This is a genomic window from Phenylobacterium sp. (assembly GCF_036677185.1).
Taxonomy (GTDB): domain Bacteria; phylum Pseudomonadota; class Alphaproteobacteria; order Caulobacterales; family Caulobacteraceae; genus Phenylobacterium.
The window spans coordinates 175417-187725 of the sequence record NZ_JAKFEN010000040.1 but is presented as its reverse complement, the minus strand read 5'-3'; the positions used below and the strand labels follow the sequence as shown (position 1 = coordinate 187725).

Below are 12309 nucleotides of genomic sequence, written 5' to 3'. Positions count from 1 at the left end.
AGGCCCGACCAGAGGCCCGGGAGGACACGCTTGATCGATCTCTATTACGCCGCCACGCCAAACGGCTGGAAGATCTCCATCATGCTGGAGGAGTGCGGCCTGCCGTACGAGGTCCATCCAGTGAACCTGGGGCGCGGCGAGCAGTTCGCGCCGGACTTCCTGGCCATCAGCCCCAACAACCGCATCCCGGCGATCATCGACCGGGATCCGCCGGGCGGCGGTCCGCCGGTGAGCGTCTTCGAGACCGGGGCGATCCTGATCTATCTGGCCGAGAAGACCGGGCGGTTCCTGCCCGCCGACCTGCGCGGCCGCAGCGCGGCGATCCAATGGGTGATGTGGCAGATGGGCGGCCTGGGGCCGATGCTGGGCCAGAACGGCCACTTCAAGCTCTATGCGCCGGAGAAGATCCCCTACGCCATCGACCGCTATGAGCGCGAGGCGGCGCGCCTCTACGGCGTGCTGGATGGCCAGCTCGGGCGGACCGGGGCCTATGTGGCGGGCGATGAGTACACCATAGCCGACATGGCCTGCTTCCCCTGGATCATCACCCACAAGGCGCAGGGCTTCACCTTGGACGACTATCCGAACGTGAAGCGGTGGTTCGCCACGGTGCGGGCGCGGCCGGGCGTGGTGGCCGGCACGGCGGTAGGCAGGATGGCGCGCCCTGGCGAGATGGACGCCGAGACCAAGAAGAACCTGTTCGGGATCGCCAGCGAGAGGGCCGCCACATGATCGAGTGCTTTTTCGACTGCTCCAGCCCCTGGACCTATCTGGCCTTCCACAACCTGCAGCCGCTCGCCAAGGAGCTGGAGGTCGAGGTGACCTGGCGGCCCATCCTGGTGGGCGGCATCTTCAACACGGTCAATCCGTCCGTGTACGAACAGCGGGCCACGCCGGTGCCGGCCAAGGCCCGCTACATGGGCAAGGACCTGAGGGACTGGGCGCGCCATTCCGGGATCGCCATCACCTTCCCGCCCAAGGTCTTCCCGGTGAACAGCGTCAAGGCCATGCGCGGCTGCATCTGGCTGGCGCCGCAGGGCAAGCTCGTGCCCTTCGCCACCAAGGTGTTCGAGGCCTATTGGGGCGACAATCTCGACATCTCGCAGGACGCGGTGCTGGCGGAGATCTGCGAAGCGGTGGGCGTCGACGCCCAGGCCTTCCTGGCGGGGATCGCCACCCCGGAGATCAAGGATCAGCTGCGCCTGAACACCGAAGAGGTGATGGCCCGCGGCGGTTTCGGGTCGCCGACCATCTTCGTCGGCAAGGACGACATGTATTTCGGAAACGACCGCCTGCCGCTCATCGCGGCCGCGGTGCTGGCTCGCAAGGCGCAGACCCATGACGCGTGACCTTTCCCCAGCCACCCCGGCGCAGGTCGCCCTGGCCCCCGCCGGCCTGGCGGCCATCGACGCCTATCTGCAGGGCCTGGTCGACAAGGGGGTGCTGGCCGGTCTCGTCACCTTGACCGCCCGCAACGGCAAGGTCGCGCGCATCAGCACGCTCGGGAAGAAGGACCTGGCCACGGGCGAGCCCATGGCGGCCGACACCATGTTCCGCATCTTCTCCATGACCAAGCCGGTGACGGCCGTGGCCATGATGATCCTGCACGACCAGGGCCTGTGGTCGCCGGACGATCCCATCGCCAAGCATCTGCCGGAGTTCGCCAATGTGAAGGTGTTCGGCGGGATGGACGCGACCGGCGCGGTCACCCTGCACGATCCCGACCACGCCCCGACCCTGCGCGAATTGCTGACCCATACCGCCGGCCTGATCTACGGCCGCGTGCCGATGGACGGGCTGGAGACCTTGTACGAGGCCGCCGACGTCTGGCGCTCCACCGACCTGGCGGAGATGGCGGCCAAGCTGGGCGGGCTGCCGCTGGCCTACCAGCCCGGGACGAAATGGATCTACAGCCTCGCCATGGACGTCCAGGGGGCGATCATCGAGCGGCTGAGCGGCCAGAGCCTGCCCGACTTCATGCGGGAGAGGATCTTCGAACCCCTGGGCATGGTCGACACGGCCTTCCACACCCCGCCGGAAAAGAAGCCGCGATTGGCGACGCTCTATCGCTCCAGCGTGAGCCGGGGCCTGGTCGCCCTGGCCGGCAATCCGCTGCTGCCCGATCACGAGGCGCCGCCGGCCCTGGCCTCCGGTGGCGGCGGGCTGATCTCCACGGTGGGCGACTATGCCCGGTTCGCCCAGATGCTGCTGGACGGCGGCGCGTTCGCCGGACGGCGGATTCTCAGCGTCGAGGGCGTCAAGCTGATGATGACCAACCAGCTCTCGGACGAGATGCTGGCCCAGGGCTGGGGTGTCGGAAAGCAGCAGATCCGGCCCGGCTTCGGCTACGGCTTCAACGGTGTGGTGTTCACCGATCCCGAGGCGGCCGGCATACCGGTGGGCCTAGGGACCTATCATTGGGACGGGGCGGCCGGAACCTGGTTCTGGGTCGATCCGGCGAATGACCTGATCTTCGTCGGCATGGTCCAGCTGCTGAGCGAGACCGCCCCGCCATTGCAGGCGATGACCCAGACCCTGATGGCCGACGCCATCCTGCAGGAGGCCGCGGCGTGAACGAAGCCATCCTCGAGCCCGACCTGCCGATCGTCGATCCGCACCATCACCTGTGGGACCGGCCGCCGGCCCTGGCCGCCGCCCTGCCGCCGCCCAAGCACGGCTTCGAGCATGTGATCCGCCGGGTCCCGCGCTACCTGCTGGACGAGCTGCTGGCCGACATGAAGTCCGGCCACAACATCATCGCCACCGTCTACATGGAGTGCGGCTCCATGTACCGGAGCCGGGGTCCGGCGGCGATGCGGCCCGTGGGCGAGACCGAGTTCGTGAACGGGGTGGCGGCCATGTCGGCCAGCGGCCTCTATGGCGAGGTCCTGGCCTGCGCCGGCATCGTCGGTCACGCCGACTGCAATCTCGGCGGGGCGGTCGCCGAGGTGCTGCAGGCCCACATCGCGGCCGGCGGCGGCCGGTTCCGCGGCATTCGCCAGAGCGCCTCGTCCGACCCGGACAAGGACGTGCTGGGACCGCTCGCCCGGCAGGGCGGCGGGCTCTACCTGTCGCCGAAGTTCCGCGAGGGGTTCGCCCAGCTTAGCCCGCTCGGGCTCTCGTTCGACGCCTGGATGCTGGAGCCGCAGCTTTCCGACCTGCTCGACCTGGCCAAGGCCTTCCCCGAAACCCAGATCGTTCTCGACCACGTCGGCACCCCGCTGGGCATCGCCAGCTATGCCGGCCGGCGGGAGGAACGCTTCCCGATCTGGCGGGAGAACATCCTGGCGCTCGCGGCCCTGCCCAATGTGGCGATGAAGCTGGGCGGACTGGCCATGGTGTTCCCGGGCTTCGCCTCCTTCATGTCCGACCCGCCGGCCTCGTCGGAGGCCCTGGCGGCGGAATGGAAGCCCTATATCGAGACCTGCATCGAGGCCTTCGGCGCCGAGCGCTGCATGTTCGAGAGCAACTTCCCCGTCGACATCGGCAGCTGCGACTACGACGTGCTCTGGAACGCCTTCAAGGTGCTGGCCAGGGGCTGTTCGGCTGACGAGAAGACCGCCCTGTTCTCCGGGACCGCCGCGCGGATCTATCGCCTGGAGCTGTGAGGCTGGGCGGGCCCGCGGCCTTGCCCGCGCGCGCGATTTCAGGCGTCGTCGGCCTCGGCTCCATCCAGCGCGCCGGCGACCAGCGCCCGCCAGGTCGGATCGGTGTCGTCCACCAGATCGACATCGTCCAGCAGGGCTACCGCCGAGCCGCCATCCGGAAGGATGAGGCCGAGCACCTCCATGGTCTCGCCGTCGGGGCCGACATGCGCCTCGGCCTGCACCGCCACGGCCGCCTGCTCGCCGTCCTCGTCCCACCAGATCAGCGGCTGCGGCAGCTCCATGTCGAGCGGGGTGGGACCCGTGGTGTCACCGAGCGCGAAGACCGCCCGACGCGCCTGGACGTCCTCAAGCGTCGCCACGGCGCCGGCGAAAGCCTTCAGCCGCGTCCAGTCGTCGACGTCGAACCCGCCGCCATCCTCGTCGTGTTCGTCGTGGTCGTCATCGGCGTCGGCCATGCGCAGCTCCTCACGGTGGTCTCTAGCGCCGGCGGCGGTTGCGATGCAAATGTTCCTGTTTTGTTCTTGGTCTAAGGCCAAGCTTGTGCGAGTGTCCCAAGCGTGGGGACATCGCGGCTGGCCGCTCGCGGACCAAAGATCACGAAGCGAAGGGTGTTTGATGGCGCAGATGCCACGGGGAGAGCCGCGTTCTGTTCCGGATCAAGACGCGAAGTCATGGGCCGCAATGGTTGAGAGGGAGGAGCTCAAGAGGAAACTCGCCGAATCGGCTCTTTTCTCGCCCCTCGGAGGTCGTCTCGACATCCTCAATCAGGCTTCTCGCCTCGACCCCACCGTCACGATCGGCGGTCAAAGATACAGGGAAGTCGACAATGGACGTGCCAACGTCCTGGTTCCGGCCGACGATTCTCGGTTTTCGCCGGCCGAACGGGCTGGGCAGCGGCGCGCCATCGAGCGCGCGTCGTTCATCGCTGACCATCCATTCGGGAGCGTCGCCTACGGCCTCGCCACGCTGGCGGGCGCATCGCCGGCGACGCGTGACAGAGCCCTTGTGGGAGGAGGGATGGCTGACGGCGCATTGCTCGGGGTTGCGGCCCGCGGCGCTCCGGCGCGCGGCGTGCCGCCGCCCTTCCGCGGCGCCCCCGCTCCGGCGCCCGTGGTTCGAGACAAGGTTAGATACAGTGAGGTCAACGCCAACGGACAAGCGACGGGCGTGAACGGAACCCTCACGGCTGACATGCTCGGCGCCGGCACAAAGGCACGGGGAACGCCACCGGGCTGGCAGGGCCACGGTAGGCGCTATAACGAGGCCCGGGCCCACCTTCTCGCGCGCCAATTCGGGGGCTCGGGTACTGACGTGCGAAATATCGTGACGATGACACACAAGGGAGCCAACACGCCGCAGATGAGCAGTTTCGAGGGCGCGGTGGCGCGTCGAGTCCGTGCGGGCGAGGTCTTCGAGTATTCTGTCATGCCGCTCTACGGCCCCGGGGTGCTGCCGCCATCGGCTGTCCTGCTGACGGCGTATGGGTCCCGCGGCACGCCCGCGGCCCGCATCATCCAGAATCCCGCGGGGCGTCGCCGATGACCATAGAGACGCTCCTGAAGGCGGTCCCACCGCCAGCTTTGCCGTCCGATGCCTTCACCGGGCCCTGGGAGGCGGTCGAGGCCGAACTCGGCACCTCACTGCCCCAGGACTACAAGGACTTCGTTCGACTCTACGGAAGCGGCTACTTCATGGAATTCCTCGGAGTCGATATTCCGAGGTCTCCGAATCCCAACATGCGGCTCGAGTCCAATGTCCGGATTGCCTGTGCGGGATTCCTCACCCTTGACGAGGAATGGCCTTATCCGTGGTGGCCGCATCCGGGCGGGCTCATACCGTTCGGGGCGACCGACAATGGCGACTACCTTTTCTGGCTTGCGCGGGGCGCGCCGACGGACTGGGGTGTCGTCGTCTGGGATCGGGGCCTTGGCCAATTCGAGGCGTTCGATTGCGATCTCACCGATTTTCTCGCGGGCCTCGCGACCGGCGACATCCTGCCCAAGGAGTTCCCTGACGACTTGTTACCCTGCGACCGGCTGTTCCAACCCCACGCTTGAGCGCTGGCGGCGGACGATCATCGATTGAGCCGTGATGCGCGGGCGTCGGACGACGCGGGGCCTGGTCAACAGGAGCCGCCGTCTGTCGGTCGCGAGACCGATGTGCGGGCTCCCTAGGCGGGCCTCGACGGAGTTTGGGGTGCCGCTCGGCTTCGCAACTGTCCGCCAGCGGCGAGGTCCCAGAGCTGCCTCGCGAGCGTTCGCCCGACAAGAGTTGGGCGACGAGTCGACAAAGCGGACCGTCGAGTCGCGACCGCGCGGGATCATTTCCAATACCGCAGGGTGTCCCAGTATCCGTAGACGTCGTCGCGCCAGGGCAGATCGCTCTCCTGGCCGTGATCGCCCTTGAGCGACCGCGCATCGTGCAGCTTCTGCTCGTCGACCACATAGCCCTTGAAGTGGGTGTCATAGGTCAACATCGACCAGGGAATGGGGAAGCGTCCGCCGCCCACGCCCAAAACGGCGCGGCAGGACATTGTCGCGCTGGTAATCTGGCCGCTGACCTTCTCGATCATCAGGTCGTTGATATTGCCGATCAGTGCGCCGTCCTGGTTGAAGACCGGCGTGCCCTCCACCCTGTGCGCCGAGATGACGGGATGCGCAGGTCGCTCGCCACGCGTCGGTTTTTGTGTGTGCCTGGCGCTGGACATCACGCCTCCTGGCCGCCCGTGCGTCGTGGGTCAGGACGCCGCAGAGCAATGCAGCAATGAAAAATCAACGCCGTGCGACACCTTCCGTTCCTCGCCGGGGCAGCCCTGCTAGTTTGGGGAGACAACCACTGGGTTGAGAGACCGCGATGAGCATACGCTGGCCTTCTTTGCAGCTTCAGATGTTGATCGGGTTCCTGATCGGCCTTGGCGCTGGGCTCGTCGTAAACGCCACCGCCGCCCCCGACGCTGCGTGGGTCGCAGCGCTTACCACCTACGTCACCCAACCGCTAAGCCAAGTCTTCCTGCGCCTGCTGTTCATGCTGGTGATTCCTCTGCTGTTCGCAGCCCTGGTCATGGGCGTGTCTGAGATGGGCGACCTGGGCTCGCTAGGCCGGACCGGCTGGCGCACCTTGGCCTTCACCTTGGCGCTCTCGGCCGTCGCGGTGTGCATCGGCCTCGCCGCGGTCAACCTCCTGAGGCCCGGGGAGGGCGTCGATCCAGCCCTGGCGGGGAGGCTGCTTACCGGGGCGGCCGGATCCGCCGCCGCCATTCTCGAACGTGCGCCGAGCTCGCTGGAAGGATCGGCCGCCTTTGTCAGCATCATTCCAAGCAACGTGGTCGCGGCCGCTGCGGAGAACGAAATCCTCTCGGTCATGTTCTTCGCGCTGGCGTTCGGCATCGGGCTGGTGCTGGTGCAGGATCGCAGCCCCGCGGCGGCCACCCTAAGAGCTTCGATCCAAGGGCTCTTCGAGGTGGTGATGACCTTGATCAACCTCGTCATTCGCCTGGCGCCCATCGCCATCGCGTGCCTGATGTTCAATATGGCGGCGCTCTTCGGCTGGGAGCTGCTGGAGCGGCTGGGCGCCTATGTGGCGGTCGTCGTCCTGGCGCTGGGCCTGCAGTTGTTCGGCGTCTATCCCCTGGTCGTCTGGACATTCGGGCGATTGTCGCCCGTGGCGTTCTTCCGGGGTTCGCACGAGGCGATCCTGGTGGCCTTCTCGACGGCGTCCAGCAACGCCACGCTGCCGACCGCCCTTCGTGTCGCCGAGACGCGGCTGCGCCTGCCGCGCCACATCTCGCGTTTCGTCTTGACCATCGGCGCCACGGCGAACCAGAACGGCACCGCCCTGTTCGAAGGGGTGACCGTGCTCTTCCTGGCCCAGTTCTTCGGCGTGGAGCTGACACTTGGACAGCAGGTCATGGTGATGGCGGTCTGCATCTTGGGCGGGATCGGTACGGCCGGCGTGCCGGCAGGTTCGCTGCCCGTTGTGGCGATGATCCTCGGAATGGTCGGCGTGCCGCCGGAGGGGATAGGCCTAATCCTGGGCGTGGATCGCCTGTTGGACATGTGCCGCACGGCGCTGAATGTAACGGGCGACCTCGTGGTGGCGGTGGTCGTTTCACGCGGAGAGCCGCGCGCCGACGCCGGCCCCACGGGAATAAGCCCATCCGCCCCGCCGAAGCCCCCTATGCGACGAGATCCCTGAAGCGGCGAACAAGCCGGTCGGGGCGTATGGCGGTGAGAGAGGGATTCGAACCCTCGTTACGGTTTCCCGTAAACACGCTTTCCAAGCGTGCGCGATCGACCACTCCGCCACCTCACCTCACCGAGGGTGGCCTTGGCCCCCAGCGGAAGGCGCGCAATATACTCATGACGGCCACGCGGGCAAGCGGCGTTACAGCGCGGCGGCCAGGGTTTTGGAATCCAGCAGGGAACGGCGCTCGGCGCGGCGCAGGCGGGCCTCCAGGATCGGGGTTCGCGCCTGCCAGCGGGCTAGTTGCATCCGGGCGTCGGGACGAGCCTCGCGCAAGGCCTGGGCGATGTCGGCCAGCTCCCGGTCGGCGCGGCGCAGGGCGCCTTGCTCGGCGGCCAGACGGGCGTAGCGCTCGTCCAGCAGGAACAGGCGCGCGCGGGTGGCGGTGACCAGGAAAATCGCGGTCTTCGTGTCCTCGGCGGCCTGTGCGGCAGCGGCCGCCCGGCGGACGTCGGCCATCAGGTCCTGGGCGGAGAGCGGCCGGGTCGCGCTCGTGGGGCAGGCCTGCGGTCCCAGCGCACGGACATAGTCGGCCAGGCCCTGGAGCACGGCAGGCGAGGGCTCGGGTCCGTCGAACTCCTCGACGATCAGGCCGCGGACGAAGGGGGCGACATTGCCTGGCGCGACCTTCAGCGCGGCGCGCGGGCCAGAGAGGTCGGGGATCGGCTTGGGATCGTCCACCCCATTGCCGCGATGGGAGGAGAACAGGGACGAGGTGACGTCGGCGGTGCCGGGCGCGCCGGAGACGCCGGGGAAGCGGAAGTCGGGATTGGCCCGCCCGGCCCGGTGGCAGCTCTCGCAGCTGATCCCGGCTCGCGCCGCCTGGCCGCCCAGCAGCAGCGGGGTGCGGAAGGCCGCGCGGCCGACCTCCACCGATCGCGCCAGGGCAGGATCGGCGGGCGGGGCCAGGCACTCGGTCGGCTCCTGGGTAAGCTTGGCGACGGGGTCGGCGCCCAGGGCCAGCCAGCGCATGGCCGCCAGGGGAACGTCCGCAGCCGGAGCCGCGCTCGCCACGAGGGCCGCGGCCAGCCCGGCTAGTGCGTGGGTTCGCCGCCGGCGTCGATCCAACGGCGCAGCTCCTCGGCCTCGGCGCAACCATAGGCGCAGGACCGGTCCAGCCGGGCCAGCATGACCTTGGCGCCGTCCATGTCGCCACGTTCGACCTTCAGCTCGCCATAGTACTCGGTCGCGCCGCGATGTTCGGGGGCGATGGCCAGGGCCTGGCGGTAATAGGTCTCGGCCCGGTCGAAGGCCCCCTTCTTGCGCCAGGCATAGCCCTGGTAGGTGAGCACGTCGGGGTGGGGGCCGAAGGCCTCGCGGGCCCGGTCGAGGGAAGCCAGGGCCTCGTCGTAGCGCTTCTCGTTGATCAGTCCGACCGCCTGCAGATAGGCGCGGTCGCCGGCCTGGGCGAACAGCAGGGGCTTCTGGACGGCGGCGCTGGGCGCGGCGGCCTTGGCGCTCTCGACGGCGGTGAGCGCCGCCTTCAGCGCCGCGGCGTCGCTGCAGGTCCCGGCGCAGGCGTCGGACTTGGCCTTCAACCAGTCGAGCTGTTCCTGGACCTTGGCGTCCTTCAGCCCTGCCAGCGATAGTCCCAGGCCCTGGCGGGCGGCGATGTCGTCGGGCCCATGCTTCACGGCCTTTTCATAGGCCCGCTTGGCGCCCTTGAAGTCGTTCTGCGCCAGGTTGGCGACGCCCAGCAGGCGCCAGGCCTCGGCGCTGGTGGGCGCGGCCTCGACCACGCGCTTGAAGGCCTTCTCGGCGTCCTTGTAGTTCTGGCCGTTCAGGGCCGAGACGCCCTTGGCGTATTCGACGGCCGGATCATAGGTCGGGCCCGAGGCCGAGGGCATGTCCATGCCGCCGCCGCCGCCACCGCCGCCCCCCGCGGCGAACGCCGCGCCGCCGAGCGCCAGGCTGAACGCCACGCCGGCTGACAGGATCTTCCGAAACCGCGTCATGTCGCGTCCTCCCTAGGGACTTTCGGCAAGCTTGCCACGAAATCCGGCCGTCGTCAGCCGACGCCGACGAGTGCAATCGGCCCCGACTGCTCCTATGTTGGGATACCCGATCGCGAACAGGCGCCATTATCATGTTCTTCGGCAAGAAGCCCCTCGACCTGCCCACCGCGGCGACCGCCCTGCCGGGCCGCCAAAGCCCGCTGCCCACCGCGGAGACCCACTTCATCAACGGCCGCCCGCTGAAGGGCCCTTATCCCGACGGGTTGGAGCTGGCGCAGTTCGCCATGGGCTGTTTCTGGGGCGTGGAGCGGAAGTTCTGGCAGGTCCCCGGCGTCTGGGTGACCGCCGTCGGCTATGTGAACGGCGTCACGCCCAACCCGACCTATGAGGAGGTCTGCTCGGGCCGCACCGGCCACACCGAGGCGGTGCTGGTGGTCTATGACCCGCGCGTGGTGACCTATGAGGACCTGCTGAAGGTGTTCTGGGAAGGCCACGATCCGACCCAGGGCATGCGCCAGGGCAACGACATCGGCACTCAGTACCGGTCTGGGATCTATCCCTATGACGACGCCCAGGCCTCGGCCGCGGCGGCCTCGCTCGGCGCCTATCAGCAGGCGCTGGCGGACAAGGGCTATGGCCCGATCACCACCGAGATCGCCGAGGCGCCGGAGTTCTTCTTCGCCGAGGACTATCACCAGCAGTACCTGGCCAAGAACCCGGCCGGCTATTGCGGCGTGGGCGGCACGGGCGTGACCTGCCCGATCGGTGTCGGCGTCCAGGCGTGACGCCGAAGGCCTTCGCCGCCGCCGCCCTGGCCCTGCCCTGCGCGACCATGGACATCCAGTGGGGCGATGACCGCATCTACAAGGTCGGCGGCAAGATGTTCGCCGGCACAGATGGCGCGGGCTCGAACGTCTCGATGAAGATGAGTGACATCGCCTTCGAGGCGCTTACCGAGTCCGGCAGGGGGCGTCCCGCCCCCTACATGGCCCGCGCCAAGTGGGTGATGTTCGACGACCTGGCCGTCCTCGATGACGACGATGTGGCCGACTGGCTAAAGACCGCCCACGCCCTGGTCGCCGCCAAGCTGACCCGCAAGGCCAGGGTCGAGCTGGGCCTGCCCGCGTGACCCGCCTCGAGCTCGAAGCCTTCGCCATGGGCCTGCCCGCGGTGACCAAGGTGATCCAATGGGGCGAGTCCGACGTTTTCAAGGTGGGCGGCAAGGTCTTCGCCATCAGCGGCGACGTGTCGGTGTCGTTCAAGGTAACCGAGATCGCCTTCGTGGCCCTCACCGAGACCGGGATCGGCCGCCAGGCGCCCTATTGCGCCAAGGGCCAGTGGGCCGCCGTCGACACCGCCTCGGTCACCGACGCCGACCTCACCTCCTGGCTGGCCACGGCGCACGGCCTGATCGCCGCCAAGCTGACCAAGAAGGCGCGCGCCGAACTGGGCCTGGCGTGACGCCCTCGCAGTTCGAGGCCGCGGCCCTGGCCCTGCCGGCGGCGACCAAGGTCGTCCAATGGGGTGGTGCGCGGGTCTTCAAGGTCGGCGGCCGGATCTTCGCCATCGCCGGCCTCGGCGGCGCGATCTCGCTCAAGGTCACGGACCTGGCCTACGAGGTCCTGGTCGAGACCGGTCAGGCCAGGCCGGCTCCCTATCTGGCGCGGGCCAAGTGGGTGGCGTTCGACGACCTCGAGAGCCTGGACGACGACGAGGTGGCCGGCTGGCTGGCCACGGCGCACGCCCTGGTCGCGGCGCGGTTGACCCGCGCGCAGCGGGCCGAGCTCGGCCTCTAGGGCTGGTCCAGCAGCCGCCGCACCTCGGCGATGGCGCGGGCGGCGGGCGAGCGGCGCTGGCGGGTCACCAGCAGGGCCACGGCCAGGAAGGTCAGCAGCAGGAAGGTCTGCGGCCCGAACAGCCAGCCCGCGGCGGCCAGGGCGAAATAGTAGCCGCGCACGCCGCGATTGAAGGACGACAGGGCCGGGTTCATCAGCCGGGCGGCGGCCTCGCCATAGGGCCGCGTCGAGGCGATGTCCTCGGTTTCCGGCGCCGCGCCGATCACCGCCAGGCAGTAGTTCATCTGGCGAATCGACCAGATGAAGTCGAGCAGCCCGCGGGCCAGGGTCAGGACCACCAGGGCCACCTGGGCCTCGAACAGCAGGCGCGAGGAGGTCTTCAGCACCATCAGGCTGGATGCGCTCTCGAAGGTCCGCTCGCCGCCGAACAGGGCGCCGGCCGCCGCGGCGATCAGGATCAGGTTGGACGAGGCGAAGAAGGACGCCGAGTTCAGGGTGTGGCCGAGGATCTGGCCGTCCATGAACTTGTTCTCGCGCCCGGCCATGTTGCGCATCCAGGCCAGACGGATGACGGTCATGTCGGTGTTGATCAGCCCCTTGCCGCGGGCGATGGCCTTTAGCAGCGGCTCATAGGCCAGCCACGCCACCGCGAATACCGCGACGGCGACGGTGTCGAGCGGGGTGAGAGCGTCCAGGAACTTCATCGGC

16 protein-coding genes and 1 tRNA gene are annotated in these 12309 nt (G+C 68.5%); 11 read left to right on the top strand and 6 right to left on the bottom strand.

What is annotated here, in order from left to right:
• Window positions 1-30: 30 nt before the first annotated feature.
• From V6M51_RS21430 to V6M51_RS21415, 4 genes are read left to right on the top strand one after another with little or no spacing between them, the layout of a single operon-like run.
• A complete protein-coding gene (locus V6M51_RS21430) occupies window positions 31-732 on the top strand; it encodes a glutathione binding-like protein (protein ID WP_332770268.1) in 702 nt (233 codons plus the stop codon).
• Window positions 729-1349 carry a 2-hydroxychromene-2-carboxylate isomerase gene (locus tag V6M51_RS21425; RefSeq protein WP_332770267.1) on the top strand — a complete coding sequence of 207 codons (621 nt, stop codon included), beginning with the start codon at window positions 729-731 and terminating at the stop codon, window positions 1347-1349. Before V6M51_RS21430 ends, V6M51_RS21425 begins: the two co-directional genes overlap by 4 nt.
• Window positions 1339-2574: a serine hydrolase domain-containing protein gene (locus V6M51_RS21420; RefSeq protein ID WP_332770266.1), complete on the top strand. Its 1236-nt coding sequence runs from the start codon at window positions 1339-1341 to the stop codon at window positions 2572-2574. Before V6M51_RS21425 ends, V6M51_RS21420 begins: the two co-directional genes overlap by 11 nt.
• Window positions 2571-3608 (top strand): amidohydrolase family protein, encoded by a 1038-nt coding sequence (locus V6M51_RS21415; protein ID WP_332770265.1) that lies wholly within the window; start codon window positions 2571-2573, stop codon window positions 3606-3608. Before V6M51_RS21420 ends, V6M51_RS21415 begins: the two co-directional genes overlap by 4 nt.
• A gap of 38 nt (window positions 3609-3646) precedes the next feature.
• On the opposite strand, the gene V6M51_RS21410 is transcribed toward V6M51_RS21415, so the two are convergent.
• The gene (locus tag V6M51_RS21410) at window positions 3647-4063 is read right to left on the bottom strand and encodes a hypothetical protein (RefSeq protein WP_332770264.1); all 417 of its coding nucleotides are present in this window, start codon (window positions 4061-4063) and stop codon (window positions 3647-3649) included.
• Between the two features lie 160 nt (window positions 4064-4223).
• Between V6M51_RS21410 and V6M51_RS21405 the strand changes: the two genes are divergently transcribed.
• Both V6M51_RS21405 and V6M51_RS21400 read left to right on the top strand, forming a co-directional pair.
• The gene (locus V6M51_RS21405; RefSeq protein WP_332770263.1) at window positions 4224-5150 is read left to right on the top strand and encodes a DNA/RNA non-specific endonuclease; all 927 of its coding nucleotides are present in this window, start codon (window positions 4224-4226) and stop codon (window positions 5148-5150) included.
• Entirely contained in the window at window positions 5147-5665 is a 519-nt protein-coding gene (locus V6M51_RS21400; RefSeq protein WP_332770262.1) for an SMI1/KNR4 family protein, read from the top strand. Before V6M51_RS21405 ends, V6M51_RS21400 begins: the two co-directional genes overlap by 4 nt.
• Window positions 5666-5928: 263 nt before the next feature.
• On the opposite strand, the gene V6M51_RS21395 is transcribed toward V6M51_RS21400, so the two are convergent.
• Window positions 5929-6315 (bottom strand): PRC-barrel domain-containing protein, encoded by a 387-nt coding sequence (locus V6M51_RS21395; RefSeq protein ID WP_332770261.1) that lies wholly within the window; start codon window positions 6313-6315, stop codon window positions 5929-5931.
• Window positions 6316-6494: 179 nt separating this feature from the next.
• Between V6M51_RS21395 and V6M51_RS21390 the strand changes: the two genes are divergently transcribed.
• The gene (locus tag V6M51_RS21390) at window positions 6495-7802 is read left to right on the top strand and encodes a dicarboxylate/amino acid:cation symporter (RefSeq protein ID WP_332770260.1); all 1308 of its coding nucleotides are present in this window, start codon (window positions 6495-6497) and stop codon (window positions 7800-7802) included.
• Window positions 7803-7829: 27 nt separating this feature from the next.
• Here the strand turns inward: V6M51_RS21390 and V6M51_RS21385 are convergent.
• The 3 genes from V6M51_RS21385 to V6M51_RS21375 form a co-directional block, all read right to left on the bottom strand.
• Window positions 7830-7919: transfer RNA gene (locus tag V6M51_RS21385), tRNA-Ser, on the bottom strand.
• A gap of 72 nt (window positions 7920-7991) precedes the next feature.
• Window positions 7992-8918 (bottom strand): hypothetical protein, encoded by a 927-nt coding sequence (locus tag V6M51_RS21380; protein WP_332770259.1) that lies wholly within the window; start codon window positions 8916-8918, stop codon window positions 7992-7994.
• Window positions 8885-9805, bottom strand: coding sequence for a tetratricopeptide repeat protein (locus V6M51_RS21375; protein ID WP_332770258.1), 921 nt, complete (start codon window positions 9803-9805; stop codon window positions 8885-8887). Before V6M51_RS21375 ends, V6M51_RS21380 begins: the two co-directional genes overlap by 34 nt.
• 131 nt (window positions 9806-9936) lie before the next feature.
• Between V6M51_RS21375 and msrA the strand changes: the two genes are divergently transcribed.
• The 4 genes from msrA to V6M51_RS21355 are packed head-to-tail and all read left to right on the top strand — an operon-like array spanning window position 9937 to window position 11601.
• Entirely contained in the window at window positions 9937-10590 is a 654-nt protein-coding gene (gene msrA / locus V6M51_RS21370; protein ID WP_332770257.1) for a peptide-methionine (S)-S-oxide reductase MsrA, read from the top strand.
• The gene (locus tag V6M51_RS21365; RefSeq protein ID WP_332770256.1) at window positions 10587-10934 is read left to right on the top strand and encodes an MmcQ/YjbR family DNA-binding protein; all 348 of its coding nucleotides are present in this window, start codon (window positions 10587-10589) and stop codon (window positions 10932-10934) included. Before msrA ends, V6M51_RS21365 begins: the two co-directional genes overlap by 4 nt.
• Window positions 10931-11266: an MmcQ/YjbR family DNA-binding protein gene (locus tag V6M51_RS21360; RefSeq protein ID WP_332770255.1), complete on the top strand. Its 336-nt coding sequence runs from the start codon at window positions 10931-10933 to the stop codon at window positions 11264-11266. Before V6M51_RS21365 ends, V6M51_RS21360 begins: the two co-directional genes overlap by 4 nt.
• Entirely contained in the window at window positions 11263-11601 is a 339-nt protein-coding gene (locus V6M51_RS21355) for an MmcQ/YjbR family DNA-binding protein (RefSeq protein ID WP_332770254.1), read from the top strand. Before V6M51_RS21360 ends, V6M51_RS21355 begins: the two co-directional genes overlap by 4 nt.
• On the opposite strand, the gene V6M51_RS21350 is transcribed toward V6M51_RS21355, so the two are convergent.
• Window positions 11598-12305 (bottom strand): DUF599 domain-containing protein, encoded by a 708-nt coding sequence (locus V6M51_RS21350; RefSeq protein ID WP_332770253.1) that lies wholly within the window; start codon window positions 12303-12305, stop codon window positions 11598-11600. The two genes, V6M51_RS21355 and V6M51_RS21350, sit on opposite strands and share 4 nt — an antisense overlap.
• Window positions 12306-12309: the final 4 nt, after the last annotated feature.